Origin of the sequence: Pseudomonas khavaziana, from assembly GCF_019145205.1 — a bacterium.
In the GTDB taxonomy this organism is placed as follows: Bacteria; Pseudomonadota; Gammaproteobacteria; order Pseudomonadales; family Pseudomonadaceae; genus Aquipseudomonas; species Aquipseudomonas khavaziana.
In genome coordinates this window covers 19,833-45,503 of sequence record NZ_JAHSTT010000013.1, presented here as the reverse complement: position 1 = coordinate 45,503, position 25,671 = coordinate 19,833, and the positions used below count along the sequence as shown (strand labels likewise).

The following is a 25,671-nucleotide window of genomic DNA, read 5'->3' as shown; positions in this document are numbered from 1 at the left end:
GCTCAGCCGGCCAGCATCGGATACGTAAACAGCCCGAAGTGAAGCAGATTCAAGCCAAAGTGCGTGGCAATCGCCGCGCCCAACCCGCCGAAGCGATACGCCAGGCCGTAACCGACGCCGGCAATACTCGCCAGCAGCACCCACTGCCAACCTGCGCCCAGGTGTACCAGCCCGAATAACAACGAGGCCAGCAGCAGCGCGAGGTTCTCGCCGTAGGGCAGGTGCTTGAAGCGCTGACCCAGGCCGCCCTGGATATATCCACGGAACAGCGCCTCTTCAACCAGCGTCACCAGCATCAGGTTATTCAACACCCACAGCCACGCCTGGTCCGGCCACTTCGGTGCCCAACTGATCATGCCCAGCAGGGCGGCGCCACCCAGGGCGGCGATGGCGGTCAGGGTCAGGGCCATGGCCGTGACGCAGATCGACAGGCGCAATGACCGCCGCGCCACAATCCATGGGCAGGCCAATAGCAGCCAGAAGCCGATCAGCGGTTTGTCCTGGTTCAGGTACATCGAGAAGGGCACGGCGTCAGGGGTAAAACGCTGGGGTGCGATGCCCCGACCGTTGTAGAAACCCGGGAGCCAGTGCATCGCCAGCCCCAGGGCCAGGACGATGAACAACCCGTGGCCCAGGTAGCGGGCCCAGGGGTTGCGTTGCTGGCGTACGGCGTAACCGGCCACCAACAGCAGCGCCACGGACACCGCTGCCAGCAGGCCCAGTTGGCCGTAGAGCAAGGCCACGACATAGCCAATGGAAAGCAGCGTGAGGTACAGCCAGGGCAGGGCAATCATGTGAAATCCTTCGAAAAAACTGGGCGGCATTATAGCGAGCGGCCTGGTCCGGCGGCATGAAAACTCCTCCACGCAAAAAGGCTGTAGGGAAAGGATTGCCAAGTAAGTTTGCGGGTAGTTATAGTCGACGCGTCTTTATCCCTTCAAAAAAGATCAGCACATGCCAGCTTCCCAGCGCATAGCGGTAGTCGATTCAGCGGTCAACGCTGTGGTCGTGCCGTGCCGTGCCGCGCCAAGCAGCCTGCGCAGATCAGTCACTACCCGCCACCTGTCAGTAGCACGCCGGTGTACGCAGTCGTATCACCGCCGGGTGTTGGCATTTCGGGCTGATCAGCTGTTCGCTGTAGCCCTGTGCCTACCTGAAAAAACCTACTGAAATTCGGTATTTACCGAGTCGGCTTTTTTGCCTGATCACAGGTGGTAACTCATGTCTGTTCTTTCGAAACAATCCCTGGCCGCGGCGGCCTCGACGAGCCTGTTTGTGCTGCTGTGGAGCAGCGGGGCGATTTTCTCCAAGCTGGGCCTGGCTCATGCTTCCCCCTTTGCCTTTTTGCTGATCCGGTTTGCCATCGCCCTGGCCGGGCTGGTGGTGCTGGTGCCAATCCTCAAGTTGCAGCTGCCACGTCCCGGCAAGCCCATGCTTTATGCGGTGTCGACGGGCCTGGTGCTGCTGGGGGCCTATCAGATTTTTTATCTGCTGGCCCTGGACCTTAAAGTCACGCCTGGGGTGATGGCGACCATCATGGGCGTACAGCCGATCCTCACCGTGGTGCTGGTCGAACGCCAGCGCTCCTGGCGCCGGTTGTTCGGCCTGGGGTTGGGCCTGGCCGGGTTGATCATGGTGGTGTACCAGGGTATCGGGCTGGCAGGCATGTCCCTGGCCGGGATGCTGTTCGGGCTGCTGGCGCTGGCGAGCATGACGTTGGGCTCGATCATGCAAAAGCGCATTACCGACAATCCGTTGGGCACGTTGCCGCTGCAATACCTGGCCGGGCTGTTGTTATGCGCGGTGTTCGTGCCATTCCAGCCCTTCCATTTCGAGCACAATGCGAGCTTTTACCTGCCGGTGCTGTGGATGGGGTTGGTGGTATCAGTGCTGGCAACGCTGTTGCTGTACCGCCTGATCGCCCGGGGCAACCTGGTGAATGTCACCAGCCTGTTCTACCTGGTGCCGGCGGTGACGGCGGTGATGGACTACTTGATCTTCGGCAATCGGCTGGCGCTGTTGAGCCTGCTGGGGATGCTGTTGATCATCGTCGGTTTGGTCTTTGTATTCCGTAAAAACTGAAACCCAGCCCTGTAGGAGCGAGCTTGCTCGCGAAGAACGTCAACGATTACGAGGGCATCCTGAATGAACAGAGTGCTCTCAGGTTTTTCGCGAGCAAGCTCGCTCCTACCTTGGGGGGTGTAATTTGGCCGGGCGCAGCACCAACCACAACGCCCCTGCAATCAACACTCCGCCATACAGATGGGCCATGGACAATGGCTCATCCAGCAGCAACGCGCCCCAGAGCACGCCGAATGGCGGGATCATAAAGGTCACAGTCATCGACTTGACCGGGCCAATCGATGACAGCAAGCGGAAGTACAGGATGTAGGCAAACGCCGTGCACACCAGCCCCAACCCCAGCAACGACGCCCATACCTGCCAGCCGCCCCAGCTCGCCGGTGGCTGGCTGATGGCGCTGTAGGCAAAAAACGGCAGCAGGAACAATGTAGCGCCGAGCATGCTGCCCAGGGCCGACAGGCGACTGTCCAACCCGCCGCGCTGATCCAGCCAGCGCCGCGCCAGAAAACCGGCAAAGCCATAGCAGGTGGTCGCCAGCAGGCACGCCAGTGCGCCCATCAACAATTGCAGATCAAAGGCCACCGGCCCCGCACGCGTGAGCACGGCTACGCCAAGCAGCCCCAGGGCTACCCCCGCGACTTTCGACGGTGTCAGGCGTTCGCTGAAGAACACCCCGCCAATCAGCACGCCCATCAGCGGCGTGGTGGCATTGAAGATCGCCGAATAACCCGCCGGCAATACCTGGGCCGCCACCGAGTACATGGTCGCCGGGATCCCTGAGTTGATTACGCCCAGCAGCAGTACCGTCTTGAACTTGCCCTGGAAATCCCAGCTCACGCGCATCATCGCCAGGATCACCAACAACCCCGCGGCAGCAATCGACACGCGGAAAAATGCAGTCGGCACGGTGCCGATTTCCGGCGCGATGATGCGCATGAACAGGAAACTCGCGCCCCAGATGGCCGCCAGTCCCAGCAAGTAGAGGGTATCAACAGGTCTCACGGAAAACTCCTACGCCAATCAGGCGGGGGAGTGTTGCCCAGCGTCCTGGTCGACACAATCTCTAAGTACCGCGGCCCATGAAAAATCTTCCTTCTCCTGCCACCGTTCACTGGCTAAGCTCTGGGCTTCCAGCTACCCGCTCGAGGTTTCCCGCATGTCGCAGCCCGCCCTCGCTATCGCCCGGATGATCCTCGACGGTTTTGATGATTACCGTGAGCACTTTCGCCTGATCACCGATGGCGCCCGCGAACGTTTCGAGAAGGCGCAGTGGCAGCAGGGGCAGGCCGCCTCGGCGGCGCGTATCAACCTCTATGAAGAGAAAGTCGCCGAGGTCACCACGCGCCTGCGAGCCAGCACCGAAGCGGCCGCGCTGCTGGACATCGACCTGTGGCCCCAGGTGAAAAGCGCCTATATCGACCTGATCGACCTGCGCTTTGACGATGAACTCTCCGAGACCTGGTACAACTCGATCTTCTGCGGCCTGTTCAGCCATGACCTGATCAGCGACCGCTGCATGTTCATCCACACCACTCGGCCAAGCCAGCGCCGTGCAAGGGCGGCGCAAACCCGGATCTACACGCCAACCGGTAATATTGCGCAGATGCTCGCGCAGGTGTTTGCTGACTACAGTTTCAGCGAGCCCTACGCCGACCTGCCGGCAGACCTGCAACGCCTCGAAGCCCAACTGCGGGAAAACCTGCCGGATTGGGTATGCAAAGACCCGGACCTCAACGTCGAGTTGTTTTCCTCGGTGCTCTACCGCAACAAAGGTGCCTACCTGGTAGGGCGCATCTACACGCGTGACGAACAATGGCCCCTGGTCATTCCGCTGCTGCACCGCGAAGGCCGTGGCATCCAGATCGATGCGTTGATCACCGACGAAGCCGACGTATCGATCATCTTCTCGTTCACCCGGTCCTATTTCATGGTCGATGTGCCGGTGCCCGCCGAATTCATCGGCTTTCTCAAGCGCATCCTGCCGGGCAAGCACATTGCCGAGCTGTACACCTCGATCGGCTTCTACAAGCACGGCAAATCCGAGTTCTACCGCGCGTTGATCAACCACCTGGCTACCACCGATGATCAGTTCATCATGGCCCCCGGCGTGCGCGGCATGGTCATGAGCGTATTCACGCTGCCAGGCTTCAACACTGTGTTCAAGATCATCAAGGACCGCTTTTCGCCGTCAAAAAACGTGAACCGCGCCACGGTGATCGAGAAATATCGCCTGGTTAAGAGTGTCGACCGGGTCGGGCGTATGGCCGACACCCAGGAGTTCGCCGACTTTCGCTTCCCCCTGGGCAAGTTCGAGCCAGAGTGCCTGGCCGAGCTGCTGGAAGTCGCTGCCGGCACGGTGCAAGTGGAAGGCGACACGGTGCTCATCCGTCACTGCTGGACCGAGCGGCGCATGACCCCGCTCAACCTCTACCTCGACAACGCCAACCCCGCCCAGGTACGCGAAGCCCTGGAAGACTACGGCCTGGCGATCAAACAACTGGCAGCGGCGAATATCTTCCCCGGCGACATGCTGCTGAAAAACTTCGGCGTCACCCGTCACGGCCGCGTGGTGTTCTACGACTATGACGAGATCTGTTTCCTCACCGAAGCCAACTTCCGGCATATCCCCGCACCGCGTACCCCCGAGGATGAAATGGCCTCCGAGCCCTGGTACTCCATCGGCCCGCTGGACGTGTTTCCCGAGGAATTCCCGCCGTTCCTGTTTGCCGACGCCGGCCAGCGCAAGCTGTTCGACGAGCTGCATGGCGAGTTGTACAACGCCGATTACTGGAAGGGCCTGCAGGACGCAATTCGTGCCGGCAAGGTCATCGATGTGTTCCCCTATCGCAGAAAGGACCCGCTTTAACGCATCCCGGTGAGGGAGGGGGCCTGCTCCGATGGCGGTGAATCAGTCAACACCTTCATTAACTTACCCGCCGTCATCGGGAGCAAGCCCCCTCCCACATGTTTGACCTGCCAGATGAGTCGCTTTTCTGCCACACTTGCCGGCCGCGCATAACATAGATGACCGTCGAAGTAGCTGATGACTGACCAAGCACCCACCATCGACCAACTGCTCAAAACCCTCGATCACGCCATGCTCGCCGACCGCCACCGCTTGCGTCGGCAGTTGCTCGAGCTGCGCAAGAAGCCCGATGAGGACAAGCTGGCGCAGTGGGTGGCGCGCATGCAAGCGTCCTGTGCCCAGGTCACGGCACGGCGCGCCAGCCTGCCAGTGATTCGCTATGACGACAGCCTGCCGATTGCCGCCAAGCGCGATGAGATCAAGGACGCGCTGCTCAAGCATCAGGTACTGATCATTGCCGGCGAGACCGGCTCGGGCAAGACCACCCAGTTGCCGAAAATCTGCCTGGAAATCGGCCGCGGTCAATACGGCCTGATCGGCCACACCCAACCGCGCCGGATTGCGGCGCGCAGTGTCGCCAGCCGTGTAGCAGAAGAGTTGGCCACGCCATTGGGCGCGTTGGTCGGCTATCAGGTGCGCTTCGAAGACCAGAGCGATGCCAACACCCTGGTCAAGCTGATGACCGACGGCATCCTGCTGGCCGAGACCCAGAACGACCGTTACCTCGAGCGCTACGACACGATCATCGTCGACGAAGCCCACGAACGCAGCCTGAACATCGACTTCCTGCTCGGCTACCTCAAGACCCTATTGCCGCGTCGCCCTGACCTGAAAGTCATCATCACCTCGGCGACCATCGACCTGGAGCGCTTTTCCAAGCACTTCGACGACGCGCCGATTGTCGAGGTGTCGGGCCGCACCTTCCCGGTGGACACCTGGTATCGCCCGCTGACCCTGGAGCAGGACGAAGAGGGCAACCGTGTCGAGGACGACCTGACCGTCGACCAGGCGATCCTCGCCACCCTCGATGAAATCGCCGCCTATGAGCGTAGCGAGCGACGCAGCCCCGGCGACGTGCTGGTGTTTTTGCCCGGCGAGCGTGAGATCCGCGACGCGGCCGATATGCTGCGCAAAGCCCAGCTCAAGCACACCGAGATCCTGCCGCTGTATGCGCGCCTGTCACCGGCTGAGCAGCAGCGCATTTTCCAGTCCCACCCAGGGCGGCGCGTGGTGCTCGCGACCAACGTCGCAGAAACCTCCCTGACCGTGCCGGGCATTCGCTACGTGATCGACAGCGGCACGGCACGCATCAGTCGCTACAGTTATCGCGCCAAAGTGCAGCGCCTGCCCATCGAGGCGATCTCCCAGGCCAGCGCCAACCAGCGTAAGGGGCGCTGTGGCCGGGTCGAGCCGGGCATTTGCATTCGCTTGTACAGCGAAGAGGACTTTATCGGCCGCCCGGAATTTACCGACCCGGAAATTTTGCGCACCAACCTGGCCGCCGTGATTCTGCAGATGCTGCACCTGCGCCTGGGCGAGATCACCGATTTCCCGTTTATCGAACCGCCGGATGGCAAGGCGATCAGTGACGGTTTCAACCTGCTGCAAGAACTCTCGGCGGTGGACCGCAACAGCCAGCTCACCCCGTTGGGGCGCCAGCTCGCCCGCTTGCCGGTGGACCCGCGCATGGGTCGCATGTTGCTGGAAGCGGCCAAGCTCGGCAGTTTGCAGGAGGTGCTGATTGTCGCCAGCGCCATGTCGATCCAGGATCCCCGCGAGCGCCCACCGGAACGTCAGCAAGCCGCCGACCAGGCCCATGCGCAGTGGAAAGATCCGGACTCGGACTTCGCCGGTTTGGTCAACCTGTGGCGTGGCTTTGAAGAGCAACGCCAGGAATTGACCGCCAGCCCGCTGCGCAACTGGTGTCGCAAGAACTTCCTCAACTACCTGCGCCTGCGCGAGTGGCGCGATTCCCATCGCCAGTTGAGCCTGATCTGCCGCGACATGCAGTTGAGCGTCAATAGAGAACCGGCGGACTTTCCCAAGCTGCACAAGGCGGTGCTGTCCGGCCTGCTCAGCCAGATCGGCCAGAAGACCGAAGACGGCGATTACCTCGGTGCGCGGCAGCGGCGTTTCTGGATCCACCCCTCGTCCGGCATTGGCAAGAAGCGCCCGCAATGGCTGATGACTGCCGAGTTGGTGGAAACCACCAAGCTTTATGCGCGCATGGTGGCGAAGATCGACGCCGACTGGATCGAGCCGCTGGCCGGGCACCTGATCAAGAAAAACCACTTCGAGCCCCATTGGGAGAAGAAGCGCGGCCAGGTGGTGGCGTTTGAGCAAATCACACTGTTCGGGTTGATCATCGTCGGACGTCGGCCGGTGCATTACGGGCCGATTGACCCGGTAGTGTCCCGCGAGTTGTTTATCCGGGAAGGCCTGGTACGCGGTGAGATTCAGTCCCGGGCCAAGTGCCTGACAGCCAACCAGCGCCTGCTGGAGCAACTCGACGAGTTGGAGGCCAAGGCCCGCCGTCGCGACATCCTCGCCGACGAAGAAACCCTCTACGCCTTCTACGACGCGCGCCTGCCGGCGGAGATCCACCAGACGGCCACCTTTGACAGCTGGTACAAGGTCAACAGCCAGAAAGACCCGCAATTGCTGATCATGCGCGAAGAAGACGTGCTGGCCCGTGAGGCCAGTGAAGTCACCGCTGCGCATTATCCGGACACCTTGCACCTGGGCGACCTGGCGCTGGCCTTGAGTTATCACTTCGAACCCAATCACCCCCGCGACGGCGTCACCCTGCGCGTGCCGGCGCCGTTGCTGCCGGCCTTGCCGGCCGAGCGCCTGGAGTGGCTGGTGCCAGGCGTGATCGAAGCCAAGTGCATCGCCCTGGTGCGTAACTTGCCCAAGGCGCTGCGCAAGAACTTCGTGCCGGTGCCGGACTTCGTCAAGGCGGCGCTGCAACGTATCGAGTTCGGCCAGGGCTCGCTGCCCCAGGCGCTGGGGCGCGAACTGCTGCGCATGACTGGTGCGCGGGTCAGCGATGAAGCCTGGGCCGAAGCGGCACAACAGGTGGAAAGCCACCTGAAGATGAACCTGGAAGTGGTCGACGGCCAGGGCAAGTTCCTTGGCGAAGGCCGCGACCTTGCCGAGTTGACCGCACGGTTTGCCGAAGCCAGCCAGGCCGCCCTGGCCGTGCCACAGACCGCGAAAAGCCAGCAGCCGGTGGAGGCCAAGGTGTTCGCGGCGGTGGCCGAAAAGACCCAGCAAAACATCGCCGGGCTGTCGATGACGGTGTACCCGGCGCTGGTAGAGGAAAACGGTACGGTCAAGGAAGGCCGTTTCTCGACCGCCGCCGAGGCTGAGTTCCAGCATCGCCGCGCGTTGCAGCGTCTGCTGATGCAGCAATTGGCCGAGCCGGCGAAATTCCTGCGCGGCAAATTGCCGGGCTTGACCGAGTTGGGCTTGATGTACCGCGAGTTGGGGCGTATCGACGCGCTGGTGGAAGACATCCTGCTGGCCAGCCTCGACACCTGCGTCCTGGAAGGCGAAGCCAGCCTGCCTCGTGATGGCGCCGGCCTGGCGGCTTTGGCGGAACGCAAGCGCGGCAGCTGGACCGAACACGCCGAACGCCTGGCGCGCCTGACCCTGGAAGTACTGAAGCTGTGGCACGGCCTGCAAAAGCGCTTCAAAGGCAAGATCGACCTGGCCCAGGCGGTAGCTTTGAACGATATCAAGCAGCAACTGGCCAACCTGGTATACCCGGGGTTCGTGCGCGAAACCCCGGCGCAATGGTTCAAGGAACTGCCGCGTTTCCTCAAGGCCATCGAGTTGCGCCTGGAAAAACTGCCGAGCCAGGTGCAGAAGGACCGGGTGTGGAGCACCGAACTGGGCGGCCTGTGGGCGCAATATCAGAATCGCCTGAACAAACACACCCAGGAAGGCAAGCGCGACCCGCAGCTGGAGCTGTACCGCTGGTGGCTGGAAGAATATCGTGTGTCGTTGTTTGCCCAGCAGTTGGGCACCAAGGTACCGATTTCCGATAAGCGCTTGAGCAAGCAATGGAGCCAGGTAGAGCCCTGAACCTTCCCGGTTTCCCGAACTGGGCAGGTCCCAAATGTGGGAGGGGGCTTGCTCCCGATAGCGGTGTGTCTGATACAAATCCGGCGGCTGGTACACCGTAATCGAGAGCAAGCCCCCTCACACATTCCGGTGTTTGTATGGCGCATGACGCCAAATCCCCGGGGTTGTGGCAAACTTCGCGGTCACAAGATTGAATAACGAATTGCCAGTTTGATGCCCGCCTGATGGACTCAAACGACTTACAGTTTGGTACGACGGTACCAATATCTTCTGCCTGACAGATTTAGAGGAACGACCGTGCATAACGTCGTCATCAGCGGCACCGGCCTGTATACCCCGGCCAACAGCATCTCCAACGAAGAGCTGGTGCAGTCTTTCAATGCCTACGTACAACAGTTCAACGCAGACAACGCGGCCGCCATCGAGCGTGGCGATGTGCAAGCGCTGACTGAGTCGAACGCGGCATTCATCGAGAAAGCGTCCGGTATCAAGAGCCGTTTTGTGATGGACAAGGACGGCATCCTCGACCCTCAGCGCATGGCCCCACGCTTGCCCGAGCGCAGCAACGACGAATGGTCGGTGCTCTGCCAAATGGCCGTCGGCGCCGCCGAGCAGGCCCTGCAACGCGCCGGCAAGACTGCCGCCGATATCGACGGTGTGATCGTCGCCTGCTCCAACCTGCAGCGCGCCTACCCGGCGATTGCTATCGAAGTCCAGGAAGCCTTGGGTATCCAGGGCTTCGGTTTCGACATGAACGTGGCGTGCTCCTCGGCCACCTTCGGCATCCAGAACGCGGCCAACAGCATCCAGTTGGGCCAGGCCCGGGCGATCCTGATGGTCAACCCGGAAGTCTGCACCGGCCACCTGAACTTCCGTGACCGCGACAGTCACTTCATCTTTGGTGATGCCGCCACCGCGGTGATCCTGGAGCGCGCTGACCTGGCGACGTCCGAGCACCAGTTCGAGGTGGTGAGCACCAAGCTGCTGACCCAGTTCTCGAATAACATCCGCAACAACTTCGGCTTCCTCAACCGCACCGCGGAAGAGGGTATCGGCGCCCCTGACAAGCTGTTCGTGCAGGAAGGCCGTAAGGTCTTCCGCGATGTCTGCCCGATGGTGGCCGAGTTGATTGGTGCCCACCTGGCGGAAAACCAGCTGGACGTCACCGATGTGAAGCGCTTCTGGCTGCACCAGGCCAACTTGAGCATGAACCATCTGATCGTGAAGAAACTGCTGGGGCGCGAGGCGTCGGTGGAAGAAGCGCCGGTGATTCTCGATACGTATGCCAATACCAGCTCCGCTGGTTCGGTGATTGCGTTTCACACCTATCAGGACGACTTGCCCAAGGGCACCGTGGCGGTGCTTAGCTCGTTCGGCGCCGGCTATTCCATCGGCAGCGTGATCCTGCGTAAACGCTGATTGCACGGCTGGCCGAGGTCAAATGTGGGAGCTGGCTTGCCTGCGAAGGCATCGGCTCGGTGTGCCTGAATCACCGAGTTGTCTGCATCGCAGGCAAGCCAGCTCCCACATTGACCGTATTTCCAAGGCAATATCGAGGTAAACGATGGCAGCAGCGGACGACGCGCACCTGCTTGAACGCCTGCTCAAGGGAGAGCAGCGGGCCTATAAGGAATTGGTCACCACTTACCAGAGTGCAATGCGAGCGGTGGCCTATGCCATCGTCGGCCAGCGCCACGCCGACGAAGTCGTGCAAGACGCCTGGCTCTCGGTGGTGCGCAACCTGGCCAAGTTCGAAGGACGCTCCAGCCTCAAGACCTGGCTGCTGACCATCACCGCCAACGCTGCCAAAGGCCGTTACAAACACAATCGCCGGGAAGTGCTGCTCGACGATTTGCCTTCGCCCCACGGCACCATTGGTGATGACCGCTTCAGCCCGGATGATGGCCATTGGGCGGTCGCCCCGTATGCCTGGCACCAGGACACCCCGGAAGCGTTGCTGACCGAAGATGAATTGCGCAAATGCCTGGAGCATACGATTCTGAGTCTGTCCCAATTGCAAAGCGCCGTGCTGGTATTACGTGAGCGCCAGGGCCTGGAACTGGAAGAAATCTGTAATCTTCTAAGCCTTTCGCTCTCCAACGTGCGTGTGCTGTTGCATCGGGCACGGCTTAAAGTCTTCGCCACTGTGGAGCATTTTGAGGAAACGGGCGAATGTTGACCTGTAAAGAACAAGTAGCACGCTCCAGCGACTATCTCGATGGGCAACTGACCTTTCGTGAACGTCTGATGGTGCGTCATCACTTGATGTTCTGCCCGAACTGCCGGCGCTTTATCCGTCAGATGCGCCTGATGCAGGCGACGCTCAAGCGTATGCCGCAGGAGCCGGTGAACGGTGCTGATGCGCTGGCTGAACGACTGGCCGCAGAGAGGCGTAAAGACATCATGTAGGAGCGAGCTTGCTCGCGAAGAACCCACAGGCAACGCGTTTATCCAGGATACCGCGTTATCGTTGACGTTCTTCGCGAGCAAGCTCGCTCCTACATGTTAAGCGTTAGAACTTGGCTTCAGCATCCAACTGCAAGGTGTTGGTATTGGCATCCCGCTGAGTGCGGCTGGCGAAGTCAGCCTTGGTCAGGAAGTAGGTGGCGCCGAGGGCAAAGTTCTTGTCGATGTCGTAGCTGACCTTCATCTTATGGCCGCGCGAACCGGTGGTGCCGTTGGCGAAGTCCGAATCGGTGAAGGCGCCTACGACGGCATTACGTTGAACGTCGCGGTAGTTGTAGTCCAGGTTGAAACCGAACACCTTGGACTTGGCACCCAGCAACCACGCGGTGTCCTGGTCGGTCACAGCATCGTTGTTCTTCACGTACTGGCCGTAGAACGCCAGGGGCACTGCCAGGCCGCCGATATCTGCCTGGGCAAAGCCTTCATACAGGCGGAATTCGTTGTTGGCCGAGTTGCCGTTGACCGCCAACGCGCAAGGCGTGGTGGTGGTTGTGCAGCGGCTGTCCTCGTCATTTTTGTAGGCGTAGACACTGCCGCCCAAGGTCATTTTCAGGTTGTCGGTGACCGAGAAACGCGTACCAAGCTGGCCGGATGTCAGGCGCAGGTCGTGTCGGAACTGCACGCCGTCGCCGTCGACGTTGTCTTTGAGATTGTAGTTACCGAGGCTGCCGAACAGTTCGGCGCTGCTACCCAGTGGGTATTTGTAAGTGACGGCCAGGCCTTCCGGGTTGATGTCGCTATCCCAGATCACGTCGCCCATGCTCACCCATGGCTGCAGCATCTTGCCGCCGATCACGTGCAGGTTCTTGATCTGGTCCGGGTGGTAGTCGATGTAGCCCAGGTCCAGCCAGATCGATTTTTTATCGAAGTAGCCATCCTGATCCTGGTTGGTCGAGCGCGCGTCGTCGCCGCCACCGGTGGCGATACGGATACCGGTGTCCACCTGTGGGTTGATCTCGGTGTAGGCACCCAGGCGGGCACGGATACGTTGACGGTCCTTGTCACGCCCGCCGTTGTTGGGCTCGCCATCGATCTTGATGGTTTCCTGACGGAAGCGTACGTCACCCTTGAACTGGGTCTTGGCGGCCCAGGCCAATTTTTGATCGAAGCTGCTCAGCTCGTTGGTTTTTTTCGCGGTGGCCGCGATCTGCTCGTTGGTCTCTTGTTGAGCTTGCCGTGCGATCTGCTGTTCTTTCTGGTCCCTGGCCAGCTCTGCTTGCAGTTCGCTGTACTGCGCTGCAGTGATCTGGCCGTTGGCCTTGAGCATGTCGAGCAATTTAGCGTCGACTGCAGCGCTGGCCGGTAGACTCAGGGCCAGCAACAGGCCGCCACACAGGACCGCCGCAGTTTTAGTGGAAGCAAGACGCATATCAATCTCCGAAAGTGAGGAGGGATGGCAAACCATCCAGGACACAACCGACCAATGACGGACGGAAAAAATGTCGCCCGGTAGACCCAGGCGCTCTAAAAACTGGCGTCAGTATCGCGACCGTTTATGACGGAGTAGTGGCTAAGTGATTTCATCTAGATGACAAATGGGGTGAGACTGGAACTATTTATTTCCAAGTCTGTCAGCGTGTTTTCAAGGTGTGCACGGGGTTGCGATAAGCGATACTCGCCAGGCTTTAACGCCAAGAATCAGTGAGGATGCCGATGCCGTTGCAACGCCTGGACAGCCTGTCCGAAATCGCCCCTGAGGTCTGGGACGCCCTGGTGCCGCGGGCGCAGCCGTTTGTACGGCATGGGTTCTTGAGCGCGCTGGAGGACAGCGCCAGCCTGGGGCCGCAATCGGGCTGGCAGCCGGAGCATCTGCTGCACTGGGAAGGGCAGCGCCTGGTGGCGGCGCTGCCGAGCTATCGCAAATGGCATTCCTATGGCGAGTATGTGTTCGACCATGGCTGGGCCGATGCCTGTGAGCGCGCGGGTATCGACTACTACCCCAAGCTGCTGACGGCGGTGCCGTTCAGTCCCGTCAGCGGCCCACGCGTTTTGGCCGCCAATGCCGGGGACGGCTTCGAGTTGCTCAAGAGTCTGCCGGGCTACCTGGAGATCGAAGGGCTGTCCAGCGCCCATATCAATTTCACTGACGCCTTGGCCGATGAGGCCTTGGCCCGGCAGCCGGGCTGGATGCAACGCCTGGGTTGCCAGTTTCATTGGCAGAACCGCGGCTATCGCGACTTCCAGGATTTTCTCGATGCCTTGAGTTCACGCAAGCGCAAGCAGATGCGCAAGGAGCGCGAGCAAGTGGCGGGGCAGGGCATCGAATTCGAGTGGCTGCAGGGCCATGAACTGAGCGAAGCTCAATGGGATTTCGTCTATGCCTGCTATGCCAATACTTATGCAGTCCGCCGCCAATCGCCCTACCTGACCCGCGCGTTTTTCAGCCTGCTGGCCGAACGCATGCCCGAGGCCATTCGAGTGGTACTGGCCAAGCAAAGCTCGCGCCCGGTGGCCATGGCCTTCAGCCTGATCGGTGGCGACAGCTTCTACGGCCGCTACTGGGGCTGTCTGGCGGAATTCGACCGGCTGCACTTCGAAACCTGTTTCTACCAGGGCATGGACTACGCCATCGCCCACGGCCTGCAACGCTTCGACGCCGGTGCCCAGGGCGAGCACAAATTGATTCGCGGGTTTGAGCCGGTGATTACACGCTCATGGCACTACCTGCGTCATCCGGGGCTCAAGAGTGCCGTAGCGGACTTTCTTGAGCGTGAACGGGTGGGCATCCTGGCGTATGCCGAAGAGGCGAGGGCAGCCCTGCCTTATCGGCAGGGCTGACCCGTTTGCCTTAAGCCCCTTCATCCTTGCCCAGCCATCGATAGGTCACGCCACCGATCACCGCGCCGAGGATCGGTGCGAGCCAGAACAACCATAACTGCTGGAGTGCCCAACCGCCGACAATCAACGCAGGCCCCGTGCTGCGGGCTGGGTTGACCGACGTGTTGGTGACCGGGATCGAGATCAGGTGGATCAGCGTCAGCGCCAGGCCAATGGCGATAGGCGCGAAGCCTGCCGGGGCACGGCGGTCGGTGGCGCCAAGGATGATCAGCACGAACATCGCTGTCATCACCAGCTCGCAGACCAGCCCTGCCGCCATTGAATACCCGCCCGGTGAATGCTCGCCATACCCATTGCTTGCCAGTCCGGAGGCCAGTTCGAACCCCGGTTTGCCGCTGGCGATGAAATACAGCAGAGCGGCGGCGAGGGTGCCGCCGATCACCTGGGACACGATATAGGCCGGCAACTCCTTGGCTGGGAATCGTCCGCCTACCACCAGACCCACCGAAACGGCCGGATTAAGGTGGCAGCCGCTGATGTGCCCGATGGCAAATGCCATGGTCAGCACTGTGAGCCCGAACGCCAGGGCCACACCGAGCAGGCCGATTCCGACATTGGGAAACGCTGCGGCCAGCACCGCACTCCCGCAGCCGCCCAACACCAGCCAAAACGTACCCAGCCCCTCTGTGATTGAACGTTTGAACAAAGACATGTGCCACGTCCTTGATAGATAGCTCTACCGAATCAGTAAATCAGTGATGCTCCCTGCAGATTTACTTCAGCGCCCATCTGGGCACTGCACTGAGTACAGCAGGGTTTTTACACAAATCCAGGCCATGAAAAAACGCCAGATGCCTATGGGCACTGGCGCGTGTTGTAAATGATACTGAGTGGATGCGATCAAATGTGGGAGGGGGCTTGCCCACGATAGCGGTAGGTCAGCCAAGATCACTGTTGCTGGGGCGACGTCTTCGCGGGCAAGCCCCTTCCACCCCTTAAAAGGTATTTGCATCAGTCGATGCCGACGAATCCTCCGGTCTGGTGCTGCCACAATCGCGCATACAGCCCCTTGTGGGCCAGCAACTCGGCATGGCTGCCGCTCTCGGCAATCTGGCCTTTCTCCAGTACGACCAGGCGATCCATGCGTGCGATGGTCGACAACCGGTGGGCGATGGCAATCACCGTCTTGCCCTGCATCAGGGTTTCCAGGCTTTCCTGGATCGCCGCTTCCACTTCCGAGTCCAGCGCCGAGGTGGCTTCGTCCATGATCAGGATCGGTGCGTCCTTGAGCAGCACGCGGGCGATGGCGATACGTTGGCGCTGACCGCCGGAGAGTTTCACCCCGCGCTCACCCACATGGGCGTCCAGCCCGGTGCGGCCTTCGGAGTCCGACAGCAGTGGGATGAACTCATCGGCGCGGGCCTTGTGCACTGCGGCCCAGAGCTCTTCGTCCGTGGCGTCGGGCTTGCCGTACAGCAGGTTGTCGCGGATCGAACGGTGCAGCAGCGAAGTGTCCTGGGTGATCATGCCGATCTGTTCGCGCAGGCTTTCCTGGGCGACTTCGGCGATATTCTGGCCGTCGATCAGGATACGTCCGCCCTGCAGGTCGTAGAGGCGCAGCAGCAGGTTGACCAGGGTCGATTTTCCCGCGCCGGACGGGCCGATCAGGCCGATCTTCTCCCCGGCCTTGATCTCCAGGTTCAGGCCACCAATGATTCCGCTCTTCTTGCCGTAATGGAAATCCACCTGTTCGAAGCGCACTTCACCCTGGGGCACGCTCAGGCGTGGGGCGTTGTCGCGGTCGGTCACCGCCAGTGGCTGGGCAATGGTTTTCAGGCCGTCCTGCACCATGCCGATGTTCTCGAAAATGCCGTTGACCACCCACATGATCCAGCCGGACATGTTGACGATACGGATCACCAGGCCGGTGGCCAGGGCAATCGCACCCACCGAGATCAGCGAGTGGGTCCACAACCACAGGGCCAGGCCGGTGGTGGTGACGATCAGCAGGCCGTTCATGGTGGTAATCGCGATATCCATGCTGGTCACCACGCGGCTGGCCAGTTGGGTTTTTTCGGTCTGCTCGATGATTGCTTCCTTGGCGTACTGCTGCTCGTATTGGGTATGGGCGAACAGTTTCAAGGTGGTGATATTGGTATAGCCGTCGACAATTCGGCCCATCAATTTGGAACGCGCTTCGGAGGAGATTACCGAGCGTTCCTTCACACGTGGCACGAAGTAACGCAGTGCCAGGCTGTAGCAGATGATCCAGCTCACCAGCGGGATCATCAGGCGCCAGTCGGCCTCGGCGAACAGCACCAGGGCGCTGATGGCGTAGATCGCCACGTGCCAGATCGCATCCACTGCCGCTACGGCGGAATCGCGCAGTGAGTTACCTGTTTGCATGATGCGCTGGGCAATGCGCCCGGCGAAGTCGTTCTGGAAGAAATTGAGGCTCTGCTTGAGCACGTAGCTGTGGTTCTGCCAGCGAATCAGGCTGGTCATGCCGGGGCTGATGGTCTGGTGTACCAGCAGGTCGTGCAGGGCGCCGAAAATCGGGCGCAAGAGCAGGGCGACTACGGCCATCCAGATCAGCTCGGTGCTGTGGATCTGGAAGAAATCGGCGGGCGGCGTGCCCTGGGCCAGGTCGATGATGCGGCTCAAATAGCTGAATAACGCGACTTCGATCAGCGCGCCAATCAGGCCCACCACCAGCAAGGCGGCGAAATGCGGCCACACCTGGCGCAGGTAGTAGAGATAGAAGGGCAGGACTTTATCGGGAGGCGCGGCGCTGGGCGCGTCGCGGAAAATATCGATCAGTTGTTCAAAACGACGATAGAGCATTAGGCTTGACGCCCGCCGTGCGGGCTCTCCTTTCAAATGCGCGCGCTGCCTTGTGGGCTGCGCGCGAAGCTTGCTGCTGACCTCAGTCGATGCGCTTGGCCGACTTGATCAGGACAGGATCGATTGGCACGTTCTGCATGCCTTGCTTGGTGGTGGTCTGGGAGTTGACGATGATGTCGACCACATCCATGCCTTTGACCACTTTGGCGAACACGGCGTAACCGGCATCGCGGCCCGGATCCAGGAAGGCATTGTCGGCGACGTTGATGAAGAATTGGCTGGTGGCCGAGTTCGGGTCATTGGTGCGCGCCATCGACAAGGTGCCACGCACGTTATGCAGGCCATTGCTGGCTTCGTTCTTGATCGGCGCTTCGGTCGGTTTTTGCGCCATTTGTGCAGTGAAGCCGCCGCCCTGGACCATGAAGCCCGGGATCACGCGGTGGAAAATCGTGTTGGTGTAGAAGCCTTTGTCGACATAGGCCAGGAAGTTCTTGGTACTGATCGGCGCCTTGACCGGGTCCAGTTCGATTTCAATGTCGCCATTGGTCGTGGAGATCAATACGTGAGGCGCCTTGGCAGGTTCGGCCGCCATCAGGTTGGCAGCGAACAGAACGGAACCGGCAAAGAAGGCGATTTTTTTCAGCATGGGTCAGTGATCCTGGGTAGTGGTTTCGACGGTCTTTAGAAAATCGAGCAAGGTCGCGTTAAAGACTTCGGGTTGGTCCAAGGGCGTGGCATGGCGGGAATCTTCAATGACGACCAGCCGCGCATCGGGCAGCAGTTTTACATAGTTTTCTTTCTGCGCCACGGGGGTGTAGTCGTGGTCGGCGCTGATGACCAGGGTTGGACAGGTAATCCTCGAAAGTTGTTCCTGCACGCCCCAGCCCACAATCGCGTCGAAGCTGGCGAGATAAGCACGTTTGTCGTTCTTTGCCCAGCGTTTGGCCATCTTGCGCCGCAGGTCGGCTTGCTCAGGTTTTGGGAACAGCCGTTCGCCCAGGGCCTTGCCGATGGTGCTCAGGTTCAGCACGCGGGCCAGGGTCCAGCGCTTGGCCCACTGCCAATAGTCATCGGCGCTGCGTACCTTGACCTCGGGCGCGCTGTTGACGATGCACAGGCTTTTAACCCGCGTGGGTTCATCCACCGCCAGTTGGAAGGCGATCATACCGCCCATGGATAACCCCACCACGTGGGCCGCGGGCAGGTCCAGATGTTCGATCAGTGCGACCAGGTCGAAGGTGAACCCCTGGATGCTGTAGCGCTCGCGGGGTTTATCGGAGCGCCCATGACCGCGCACATCGACCACGATCAGGCGATAGTGGCGGGCTAATACCGGCACTTGCAGCTCCCAATCCTGGCTGCTTGAGCCCAGGCCATGGATCAGGATCAGCGGGCTGCCGTGGCCGTATTCCTCGTAATGCAGGCTGCAGCCTTCATGCTCGAACCAGGCCATGGATGAACTCCGTTTCAGGCTTGCAGGGGCGCGGCAAAGGGCGCGTCCAGGGGAGCGGTATCAAAGGTGCGCAGCAGTTCCACTAGGATCTGCGTCGCCGGCCCCAGGGGTTTGTCTTTGTTCGAATACAGGTAGAAGGTCGGGTGGCGGCTGCCGCCCTGTGCCAAAGGCAGCTGCTTGAGCACGCCCTCGTTCAGTTCGCGCTCGACCATGTGCCTGGGCAGCCAGGCAAAACCCAGGCCGCTGCTGACGAAGGCGGCGGCGGTGGCCAGGCTGCCGACGGTCCAGCGCTGTTCGGCGCCGAGCCAGCCGACATCCCGCGGTTGCTGGCGACCGGAGTCGCGGATCACCACCTGCATCTGGCCTTCCAGGTCCTGGAAGCTGAGTTCGCGGCCCATGCGGTGCAAGGTGTGCTCGGGATGGGCGACGGCAATGAATTCCACCGCACTCATTTCAGTGCCCAGGTAACCGGGGATGCTGAAGCTGCAAATCGCCAGGTCGGCCACGCCTTCCATCAGCAATTCTTCAACCCCCGACAGCACTTCTTCGCGCAAGCGTACGCGGCAACCGCGGCTTTGGGGCATAAACGCGGTGAGGGCGCGCACCAGGCGCGCATTGGGATAGGCAGCGTCGACCACCAGGCGCACTTCAGCTTCCCAGCCCTGTTCCATATGGTGGGCGAGGTCTTCCAACTGGCTGGCGTTCTTCACCAACTGCCGGGAGCGGCGCAGCAGCACTTCACCGGCCTCGGTAAGCACCGCCTTGCGTCCGTCGATGCGCAGCAGCGGCACACCCAGCTGGTCCTGCATACGGGCCACGGTGTAGCTCACAGAGGACTGTGAACGGTGCAGCGCTTCTGCGGCCTGGGCGAAGCCGCCGTGGTCGACCACGGCTTGCAACGTGCGCCATTGATCAAGGGTAACGCGGGGCGCTTTCAAGATGAGCTCCTCTTGTCCTAAGCTGGCGGTCCTTATTGGAGACTGCCGAATGAGAAAATTCTGTTGTGTGTTGCTGGCGCTGCTGCCGTTGAGCGCATTTGCCTACCCCATCGACGTGACTAAAAAGATCGACGGCGTAAGCGTGGACTACACCGCATCCGATGTGGACGCCGACATCAGTTCGATCCAGTTGAGTAACTACGGCACCCACGATGCGGTGTGTTCGGTAATCTTCACCAACGGCCCGGAATCGCCGCGCCGTCGCACCGTGACCGTACCCGCCGGCAAAAGCACAAACACCACGGCCAAGTTCAACCGCGCGATTATCAAAATGCGTATTGCCTTGGACTGCGCTCGAAAATAAAGCAGCGGAGCATGCCAGACAGGAATACTCTGCTTAACAACAAATTTCTAGATGGGTTATAGCAGTTTTTTGCGCTTTTTTATCGAATAGGCCCTGGTTAACCTTCGCTCCATCGACTTACAGCAATTACCGATGGAGCCTACCAAGCCATGTCCAATGTCCTGATCATCGAAAGCAGTGCGCGCCAGCAGGATTCAATCTCCCGCCAGCTCACCCAACAGTTCATCGGCCAATGGCAGGCAGCCCATCCGGCGGACCGCATCACCCTGCGTGATGTGGCGCGCAATCCCGTTCCCCACTTGGACGCCAACCTGCTGGGTGGGTGGATGAAACCCGCCGAGCAACGCAACGACGATGAACAGGTGTCCCTGGACCGTTCCAATGAATTGACTGACGAACTGCTGGCTGCCGATGTATTGGTGATGGCTGCGCCGATGTACAACTTCTCCATCCCCAGCACTCTTAAAGCCTGGCTGGATCACGTGTTGCGGGCCGGTGTGACTTTCAAGTACACCGCCACTGGGCCACAGGGTTTGTTGACCGGCAAGCGTGCCATCGTACTCACTGCTCGTGGCGGCATTCACGCCGGCGCCACCTCGGATCACCAGGAACCGTACTTGCGCCAGGTCATGGCGTTTATCGGCATCCACGACGTGACCTTCATTCACGCCGAAGGGGTGAACCTGGGGGCGGGCTTCCAGGAGAAGGGCGTCAATCAGGCTAAAGCACTGCTGACGCAGGTCGCTTGAAGCGTTAATCGCCAGATAATCCCGCGCTGGTTATATAGCGCCACGCAAACCCTTCAAGTACGCGTATCGAACCTCCCTTTGCACTTGTTGCTCCTGAGTGCTCCTGCCCGACTGCCGCTTCAGCGAGGTCGGGTTTTTTTTGCGCCGAGTTTCTTCAAACCACGAAAAGCTTTAATGTCGCGACCATTCGAAATGAGGCGCGCATGGGCTATCTACTGGTTGTCACCCTGATTCAGGCATTTTCCTTCAGTTTGATCGGCGAATACCTCGCCGGTCACGTCGACAGCTACTTTGCGGTGCTGGTGCGGGTGGTGCTGGCGGGGCTGATCTTTATCCCGCTGACCCGCTGGCGCTCGGTGGAGCCGGCGTTCATGCGCGGCATGCTGGTGATCGGTGCATTGCAGTTCGGTGTGACCTATGTGTGCCTGTACCTGAGCTTTCGCGTGCTGACGGTGCCGGAAGTGCTGCTGTTCACCATCCTCACGCCGTTGCACGTGACTCTGATCGAAGACGCGCTTAATCGCCGTTTCAACCCTTGGGCGCTGGTCGCAGCCTTGGTGGCGGTGAGCGGTGCGGCAGTGATTCGTTTTGATCAGATCACTCCACACTTCCTGATGGGGTTCTTGCTGCTGCAACTGGCCAACTTCACCTACGCGGCCGGGCAAGTCATGTACAAGCACCTGGTGGCGCGTTATCCGAGTGACCAACCGCATTTCCGGCGTTTCGGTTATTTCTACCTGGGCGCCCTGCTGGTGGTGTTGCCCGCATTCCTGCTGTTCGGCAAGGCTGATTTCCTGCCGCAAGCGCCGCTGCAGTGGGGCGTGCTGGTGTTCCTGGGAGTGGTCAGCACCGCGCTGGGCATGTACTGGTGGAACAAGGGCGCCTGCCTGGTCAATGGCGGCACCCTGGCGGTGATGAACAACCTGCATGTGCCGGTGGGGCTGCTGCTGAACCTGCTGATCTGGAACCAGCACGAGCCGCTGGGGCGTTTGGCCTTGGGCGGCCTGGTGATTCTGGCGGCGGTGTGGATCAGCCGGCTGGGTGTGCGTCAGGCGGTATCGTCTCCTTTATCGTGATCAAGACTTTACCTTTTGTCCGGCCTTGTTCGACATAACTCAAGGCCTCGGCCGTCGACTCGAAAGGGAAGATACGGTCGATCACCGGCTTGATAATGCCGGATTCAACCAGCACGGTGAGTTCATCCAGTTGGGCGCCGCTGTCGCGCATGAAGACGAAGTCATAACGGACGTTTTTTCTGCGCGCTTTGCGGCGAATGCCGCTGCTCAAGACACCCATGACCAAGCCCAATCCCCACGACAGGTTTTGCTCGCGAGCGAATGCCGGCGTCGGTGGCCCTGAGATGGAGATGAGCTGGCCGCCCGGCTTGAGAATGTCGAGTGACTTTGCCAGCGCATCCGGGCCGAGGCTGCTCAAGACCACGTCGTAGTCTCTGAGCACGGTTTCGAAGTCTTGCTGCTTGTAGTCAATCACTACATCCGCGCCCAGCGCCTTGACCCACTCGACGTTGGCGGTACTGGTGGTCGTGGCGACAAAAGCGCCCAAATGCCTGGCGAGCTGGATGACGATACTGCCGACACCACCGGAGCCGGCGTGAATGAAGATCTTCTGGCCTTTTTTCAGCCTCGCCGTTTCAACCAACACCTGCCACGCCGTCAGCGCGACCAGGGGCAGAGAGGCGGCTTGCTCCATCGTGAGGTTTGCAGGTTTGCGTGCCACTGCGTCTTCGCGTACCGCAATCAGCTCAGCGAACGTGCCGATGCGCTGCTGGGGAGGGCGAGCATAGACTTCGTCACCCGGCTTGAAGCGTCGTACCGCCGACCCCACGCTGAGCACCACACCGGCCAAGTCATTGCCCAGGGTCAACGGCAACGCATACGGCAGGATCAGTTTGAATTCGCCTTTGGCGATTTTTGCATCCAGCATATTGACGCTGCTGGCATGCACTTGAACCAGCACGTCATGTTCACCCACCGCCGGTGCCGGGGCTTCGGTGAGGCGGCCTGTGTGCTTGCCGTAACGCTCGATTGAAAATGCCTTCATGGTTCAACGCTCATGGCTTGGACGGGAAGGGCAGGCGCCTATGCATCGCAGTAGCACAGCACGCCTGCAAAAGGGTTGATCAGGCTTTGACCAGGTAGCGTTCGGCTACCTCGGACTGCTTGATCTGCGCCAGCAAGCCTTGTCGCGCTGCCTGCAAGGCATCCCAGCGTGCGCCGTCCTGCAACGGCGGGATAGTCACGGGCTCGCGCCGGTCAAAGCCGATCAACGCCGCATCAACCAGGTCACCCACTTCCATCACGTCCGTGAGGGTATTGATGTCAATGCCAGCCCGCTCCCAGATCTCGGTACGCGTGGCCGCCGGCAGCACGGCCTGCACATAGACACCTTTGGAAGCCAGCTCAAGGCTCATCCCCTGGGACAGGAACAGCACGAACGCCTTGGTGGCGCCATACACCGTCATGCCGAACTCCGGCGCCAGGCCCACCACCGAGCCTATGTTGATGATAGCGCCGTCACCTGCTGCCGCCAGGCGCGGGGCAATGGCGCTGGCAAGTCGCACCAGCGCCGTGGTGTTGAGCGCAACCAACTGAGCGACGCTGTCGCTGGACTGTTCAATAAAGCTGCCGGACTGCGCGGCCCCGGCATTATTCACCAGCGTGCCAATGCTGGCGTCCTCGCGCAGGCGCGCTTCAACCGCTGCCAGGTCAGCGTTTTGAGTCAGGTCGGCGGGAAGGATATCAACGGTGATGGCGTGCTGTTGGCGCAGGCGGGCGGCGAGCGCTTCCAGGCGCTGGATGTCACGGGCGACCAATATAAGGTTGTGACCGCGCTGGGCAAAGCGCTCGGCGTAGGCGGCGCCAATGCCGGTCGAAGCGCCAGTGATGAGAACGGTAGTGGAAGTGCTCATGGTGTGATGCTCTGTGGATGCGATGAGGCTTTATGATGTCGATCATAATCAAAACTGTCAACGGTTTTGATTACGATCAACATCATAGTAAGATGCCTATATTGCAAGGCAGCAGGAGGGCAAAAAATGAAGATCACCAAGACGCAATCACAGAGCAATCGAGCGCATATCGTCGCGACGGCTTCCGAGCTGTTTCGTGAACGCGGTTTCGATGGGGTAGGTGTGGCCGAATTGATGGCTGCCGCCGGTTTTACCCAGGGCGGCTTTTACAAGCACTTCGGCTCCAAGGCGGATTTGATGGCGGAAGCGGCCGCCAATAGCCTGGCGCAGTCGCTCGCGAGCAGCGCGGGGATGGAGGCGGGGGAGTTTTTCGAGGTGTACCTGTCCAGGCAGCACCGCGATCATCCCGGCGGCGGATGCACATTAGCGGCGTTGTGTGCAGACGCTGCGCGTCAATCGGACACGCTCAAGCAGACCTTCGCCAACGGGTTGGAAAACACGCTGCAAGCCCTGGAGGCAAAGTACAACGCGGCGCAGGACGAATCACAGGAAGACGGGCGCGCGAAAATGCTCAACCGGATGGCCCACGCCATCGGCGCCATTGTGTTGTCGCGGGCGTGCCCGGATGATTCCGCCCTGGCCGATGAAGTGCTTGAGGTGTGTCGCAAGGAGATTACGGCATCACTGCCGTAATCCCGTTCGGGTCACATCACGCCGTTTCGACGTTGGACACCTGGGTGGCCCCGGCCAACGCAGGCAATACGCCGGCGCGCAGGTCGTTGCCGCTCGGTTGCTGATACAGGCTCAACCCGAACTCCGGCAACACCGCCAGCAGATAATCAAAGATATCCCCCTGGATCCGCTCGTAATCGCCCCACGCGGTGGTGCGGGTAAAGCAGTAGATCTCCAGCGGCACGCCTTGGGCGGTGGTTTGCATCTGGCGCACCATGCAGGTCATGTTCGGCTGGATGTCCGGGTGGCTTTGCAGGTAGGCCAGGGCATAGGCGCGGAACGTGCCGAGGTTGGTCATTCGCCGGCGGTTGGCCGAGAGCTGCGCGCTTTGGCCCTGGGCTTCGTTCCAGGCCTTGAGTTCGGCCTGCTTGCGCCCGATATAGCCGGTGAGCAGGTGCACCTGGGTCATGCGCACTTCTTCGTCATCGCGCAAAAAACGTACGCCGCTGGCGTCGATATACAGGCTGCGCTTGATGCGCCGCCCACCGGAAGCCTGCATGCCGCGCCAGTTCTTGAACGACTCGGACATCAGGCGCCAAGTGGGGATGGAGACAATGGTCTTGTCGAAGTTCTGCACCTTGACCGTATGCAGGGTGATATCCACCACATCACCGTCGGCGCCCACCTGGGGCATTTCGATCCAGTCGCCGACCCGCAGCATATCGTTGCTGGTCAGCTGCACGCTGGCGACGAATGACAGCAGGGTGTCCTTGTACACCAACAGGATTACGGCTGACATGGCACCCAGACCCGACAGCAACAGCAGCGGCGATCGGTCGATCAGCGTCGCGACAATGATAATTGCGCCAAATATGAACAACACCATCTTCGCCAATTGCACATAGCCCTTGATCGAGCGGGTGCGTGCGTGTTCGGTGCGTGCGTAGATGTCCAGCAGGGCATTGAGCAGTGCGCTCATGGCCAGGACCAGGAACAGAATGCTGATCGCCAGGGCCACATTGCCGATAAACAGGATGGCGGTCTTGCTCAGGCCCGGCACCAGGTAAAGGCCGAACTGGATCACCAGGGACGGCGTCATTTGTGCCAGGCGATGGAAGACCTTGTTGTGCTGCAGGTCGTTGAGCCAGTGCAGGGCCGGTTGCCGGCCAAGCAACTTGATGGCGTGGATGATCAGGTAGCGCGCTACCCGTCCGAGCAGCAGGGCCACCACCAGCAACACCAGCAAGCCGAGGCCGGCGTGCAGCAGCGGATGTTCATCGAGGGTGCCCCAGAGGTCCTGGGCGTTGAGCCAGAGCTGTTTGATATCCATGAATGAAACCGATTCTTCTGTAAGGCAAGACGAGGGGGGATTAGAGCATTTAAGCGCAACAAAGTTGACGCTGTAGACAAATACGCTGACAAAAAAGCAGCTGATTAGCCC

The 25,671-nt window shown here is 60.5% G+C and carries 22 protein-coding genes; 11 read left to right on the top strand and 11 right to left on the bottom strand.

Annotation, left to right across the window (positions count from 1 at the left end):
• Window positions 1–2: 2 nt before the first annotated feature.
• Window positions 3–794, bottom strand: coding sequence for a CPBP family intramembrane glutamic endopeptidase (locus tag KVH01_RS24180; RefSeq protein WP_217883184.1), 792 nt, complete (start codon window positions 792–794; stop codon window positions 3–5).
• A 427-nt stretch (window positions 795–1,221) separates the two neighbouring features.
• Here KVH01_RS24180 and KVH01_RS24175 point away from each other — a divergent pair, with 427 nt between their 5' ends.
• The gene (locus KVH01_RS24175) at window positions 1,222–2,082 is read left to right on the top strand and encodes a DMT family transporter (RefSeq protein ID WP_217883183.1); all 861 of its coding nucleotides are present in this window, start codon (window positions 1,222–1,224) and stop codon (window positions 2,080–2,082) included.
• Window positions 2,083–2,187: 105 nt separating this feature from the next.
• Here KVH01_RS24175 and KVH01_RS24170 read toward each other — a convergent pair whose 3' ends face one another.
• A complete protein-coding gene (locus KVH01_RS24170; protein ID WP_217883182.1) occupies window positions 2,188–3,084 on the bottom strand; it encodes a DMT family transporter in 897 nt (298 codons plus the stop codon).
• A gap of 154 nt (window positions 3,085–3,238) precedes the next feature.
• On the opposite strand from KVH01_RS24170, the gene aceK reads away from it, so the two are divergent.
• The 5 genes from aceK (at window position 3,239) to KVH01_RS24145 (ending at window position 11,446) form a co-directional block, all read left to right on the top strand.
• Entirely contained in the window at window positions 3,239–4,948 is a 1,710-nt protein-coding gene (gene aceK / locus KVH01_RS24165) for a bifunctional isocitrate dehydrogenase kinase/phosphatase (protein WP_217883181.1), read from the top strand.
• Between the two features lie 177 nt (window positions 4,949–5,125).
• On the top strand, window positions 5,126–9,037 hold the full coding sequence (hrpA, locus tag KVH01_RS24160) for an ATP-dependent RNA helicase HrpA (protein ID WP_217883180.1): 3,912 nt from the start codon (window positions 5,126–5,128) through the stop codon (window positions 9,035–9,037).
• A gap of 297 nt (window positions 9,038–9,334) precedes the next feature.
• On the top strand, window positions 9,335–10,456 hold the full coding sequence (locus KVH01_RS24155) for a beta-ketoacyl-ACP synthase III (RefSeq protein ID WP_217883179.1): 1,122 nt from the start codon (window positions 9,335–9,337) through the stop codon (window positions 10,454–10,456).
• A gap of 145 nt (window positions 10,457–10,601) precedes the next feature.
• Window positions 10,602–11,216, top strand: a complete 615-nt coding sequence (locus KVH01_RS24150; RefSeq protein ID WP_043048978.1) for an RNA polymerase sigma factor — start codon at window positions 10,602–10,604, stop codon at window positions 11,214–11,216.
• The gene (locus tag KVH01_RS24145) at window positions 11,210–11,446 is read left to right on the top strand and encodes an anti-sigma factor family protein (protein WP_217883178.1); all 237 of its coding nucleotides are present in this window, start codon (window positions 11,210–11,212) and stop codon (window positions 11,444–11,446) included. Before KVH01_RS24150 ends, KVH01_RS24145 begins: the two co-directional genes overlap by 7 nt.
• A 103-nt stretch (window positions 11,447–11,549) precedes the next feature.
• On the opposite strand, the gene KVH01_RS24140 is transcribed toward KVH01_RS24145, so the two are convergent.
• Window positions 11,550–12,872: a putative porin gene (locus KVH01_RS24140; protein WP_217883177.1), complete on the bottom strand. Its 1,323-nt coding sequence runs from the start codon at window positions 12,870–12,872 to the stop codon at window positions 11,550–11,552.
• A 284-nt stretch (window positions 12,873–13,156) separates the two neighbouring features.
• On the opposite strand from KVH01_RS24140, the gene KVH01_RS24135 reads away from it, so the two are divergent.
• Window positions 13,157–14,281 (top strand): GNAT family N-acetyltransferase, encoded by a 1,125-nt coding sequence (locus KVH01_RS24135; RefSeq protein WP_217883223.1) that lies wholly within the window; start codon window positions 13,157–13,159, stop codon window positions 14,279–14,281.
• 10 nt (window positions 14,282–14,291) lie between these two features.
• Here the strand turns inward: KVH01_RS24135 and aqpZ are convergent, their stop codons facing one another.
• The 5 genes from aqpZ to KVH01_RS24110 all read right to left on the bottom strand — a co-directional run bounded on the left by aqpZ (window position 14,292) and on the right by KVH01_RS24110 (window position 19,516).
• Window positions 14,292–14,993, bottom strand: coding sequence for an aquaporin Z (gene aqpZ, locus KVH01_RS24130; protein ID WP_217883176.1), 702 nt, complete (start codon window positions 14,991–14,993; stop codon window positions 14,292–14,294).
• A 299-nt stretch (window positions 14,994–15,292) separates the two neighbouring features.
• Window positions 15,293–17,125, bottom strand: a complete 1,833-nt coding sequence (locus KVH01_RS24125) for an ABC transporter ATP-binding protein (protein WP_217883175.1) — start codon at window positions 17,123–17,125, stop codon at window positions 15,293–15,295.
• An 82-nt stretch (window positions 17,126–17,207) separates the two neighbouring features.
• The gene (locus KVH01_RS24120; protein WP_043048967.1) at window positions 17,208–17,771 is read right to left on the bottom strand and encodes a peptidylprolyl isomerase; all 564 of its coding nucleotides are present in this window, start codon (window positions 17,769–17,771) and stop codon (window positions 17,208–17,210) included.
• Window positions 17,772–17,774: 3 nt separating this feature from the next.
• On the bottom strand, window positions 17,775–18,578 hold the full coding sequence (locus KVH01_RS24115) for an alpha/beta fold hydrolase (RefSeq protein WP_217883174.1): 804 nt from the start codon (window positions 18,576–18,578) through the stop codon (window positions 17,775–17,777).
• A 14-nt stretch (window positions 18,579–18,592) separates the two neighbouring features.
• On the bottom strand, window positions 18,593–19,516 hold the full coding sequence (locus KVH01_RS24110; RefSeq protein ID WP_043048963.1) for a LysR family transcriptional regulator: 924 nt from the start codon (window positions 19,514–19,516) through the stop codon (window positions 18,593–18,595).
• A 49-nt stretch (window positions 19,517–19,565) separates the two neighbouring features.
• On the opposite strand from KVH01_RS24110, the gene KVH01_RS24105 reads away from it, so the two are divergent.
• The 3 genes from KVH01_RS24105 to KVH01_RS24095 all read left to right on the top strand — a co-directional run bounded on the left by KVH01_RS24105 (window position 19,566) and on the right by KVH01_RS24095 (window position 21,705).
• A complete protein-coding gene (locus tag KVH01_RS24105) occupies window positions 19,566–19,880 on the top strand; it encodes a 3-phosphoglycerate kinase (protein ID WP_217883173.1) in 315 nt (104 codons plus the stop codon).
• 149 nt (window positions 19,881–20,029) lie between these two features.
• Complete coding sequence (locus tag KVH01_RS24100; RefSeq protein WP_217883172.1) at window positions 20,030–20,629, top strand: FMN-dependent NADH-azoreductase; 600 nt, start codon at window positions 20,030–20,032, stop codon at window positions 20,627–20,629.
• Window positions 20,630–20,832: 203 nt separating this feature from the next.
• Window positions 20,833–21,705: a carboxylate/amino acid/amine transporter gene (locus tag KVH01_RS24095; RefSeq protein ID WP_043048958.1), complete on the top strand. Its 873-nt coding sequence runs from the start codon at window positions 20,833–20,835 to the stop codon at window positions 21,703–21,705.
• On the opposite strand, the gene KVH01_RS24090 is transcribed toward KVH01_RS24095, so the two are convergent.
• Window positions 21,659–22,690, bottom strand: coding sequence for an NADP-dependent oxidoreductase (locus KVH01_RS24090; RefSeq protein ID WP_217883171.1), 1,032 nt, complete (start codon window positions 22,688–22,690; stop codon window positions 21,659–21,661). The genes KVH01_RS24095 and KVH01_RS24090 overlap by 47 nt on opposite strands.
• Before the next feature lie 79 nt (window positions 22,691–22,769).
• The gene (locus KVH01_RS24085) at window positions 22,770–23,558 is read right to left on the bottom strand and encodes an SDR family NAD(P)-dependent oxidoreductase (protein ID WP_217883170.1); all 789 of its coding nucleotides are present in this window, start codon (window positions 23,556–23,558) and stop codon (window positions 22,770–22,772) included.
• A gap of 126 nt (window positions 23,559–23,684) precedes the next feature.
• Here KVH01_RS24085 and KVH01_RS24080 point away from each other — a divergent pair, with 126 nt between their 5' ends.
• Window positions 23,685–24,251 (top strand): TetR/AcrR family transcriptional regulator, encoded by a 567-nt coding sequence (locus KVH01_RS24080; RefSeq protein WP_043048954.1) that lies wholly within the window; start codon window positions 23,685–23,687, stop codon window positions 24,249–24,251.
• Between the two features lie 16 nt (window positions 24,252–24,267).
• Here KVH01_RS24080 and KVH01_RS24075 read toward each other — a convergent pair whose 3' ends face one another.
• Complete coding sequence (locus tag KVH01_RS24075; RefSeq protein WP_043048953.1) at window positions 24,268–25,560, bottom strand: mechanosensitive ion channel family protein; 1,293 nt, start codon at window positions 25,558–25,560, stop codon at window positions 24,268–24,270.
• Window positions 25,561–25,671: the final 111 nt, after the last annotated feature.

Excerpts from the sequence above, each read along its gene's own strand:
- aqpZ (WP_217883176.1), bottom strand. The coding sequence starts at position 14,993 with ATGTCTTTGTTCAAACGTTCAATCACAGAGGGGCTGGGTACGTTTTGG.
- KVH01_RS24105 (WP_217883173.1), top strand. The coding sequence starts at position 19,566 with ATGAGAAAATTCTGTTGTGTGTTGCTGGCGCTGCTGCCGTTGAGCGCA.
- KVH01_RS24145 (WP_217883178.1), top strand. The coding sequence starts at position 11,210 with ATGTTGACCTGTAAAGAACAAGTAGCACGCTCCAGCGACTATCTCGAT.
- KVH01_RS24135 (WP_217883223.1), top strand. The coding sequence starts at position 13,157 with ATGCCGTTGCAACGCCTGGACAGCCTGTCCGAAATCGCCCCTGAGGTC.
- KVH01_RS24090 (WP_217883171.1), bottom strand. The coding sequence starts at position 22,690 with ATGAAGGCATTTTCAATCGAGCGTTACGGCAAGCACACAGGCCGCCTC.
- aceK (WP_217883181.1), top strand. The coding sequence starts at position 3,239 with ATGTCGCAGCCCGCCCTCGCTATCGCCCGGATGATCCTCGACGGTTTT.
- KVH01_RS24150 (WP_043048978.1), top strand. The coding sequence starts at position 10,602 with ATGGCAGCAGCGGACGACGCGCACCTGCTTGAACGCCTGCTCAAGGGA.
- KVH01_RS24120 (WP_043048967.1), bottom strand. The coding sequence starts at position 17,771 with ATGCTGAAAAAAATCGCCTTCTTTGCCGGTTCCGTTCTGTTCGCTGCC.
- KVH01_RS24180 (WP_217883184.1), bottom strand. The coding sequence starts at position 794 with ATGATTGCCCTGCCCTGGCTGTACCTCACGCTGCTTTCCATTGGCTAT.
- KVH01_RS24125 (WP_217883175.1), bottom strand. The coding sequence starts at position 17,125 with ATGCTCTATCGTCGTTTTGAACAACTGATCGATATTTTCCGCGACGCG.
- KVH01_RS24100 (WP_217883172.1), top strand. The coding sequence starts at position 20,030 with ATGTCCAATGTCCTGATCATCGAAAGCAGTGCGCGCCAGCAGGATTCA.
- KVH01_RS24080 (WP_043048954.1), top strand. The coding sequence starts at position 23,685 with ATGAAGATCACCAAGACGCAATCACAGAGCAATCGAGCGCATATCGTC.
- KVH01_RS24115 (WP_217883174.1), bottom strand. The coding sequence starts at position 18,578 with ATGGCCTGGTTCGAGCATGAAGGCTGCAGCCTGCATTACGAGGAATAC.
- KVH01_RS24140 (WP_217883177.1), bottom strand. The coding sequence starts at position 12,872 with ATGCGTCTTGCTTCCACTAAAACTGCGGCGGTCCTGTGTGGCGGCCTG.
- KVH01_RS24175 (WP_217883183.1), top strand. The coding sequence starts at position 1,222 with ATGTCTGTTCTTTCGAAACAATCCCTGGCCGCGGCGGCCTCGACGAGC.
- KVH01_RS24075 (WP_043048953.1), bottom strand. The coding sequence starts at position 25,560 with ATGGATATCAAACAGCTCTGGCTCAACGCCCAGGACCTCTGGGGCACC.
- KVH01_RS24095 (WP_043048958.1), top strand. The coding sequence starts at position 20,833 with ATGGGCTATCTACTGGTTGTCACCCTGATTCAGGCATTTTCCTTCAGT.
- hrpA (WP_217883180.1), top strand. The coding sequence starts at position 5,126 with ATGACTGACCAAGCACCCACCATCGACCAACTGCTCAAAACCCTCGAT.
- KVH01_RS24085 (WP_217883170.1), bottom strand. The coding sequence starts at position 23,558 with ATGAGCACTTCCACTACCGTTCTCATCACTGGCGCTTCGACCGGCATT.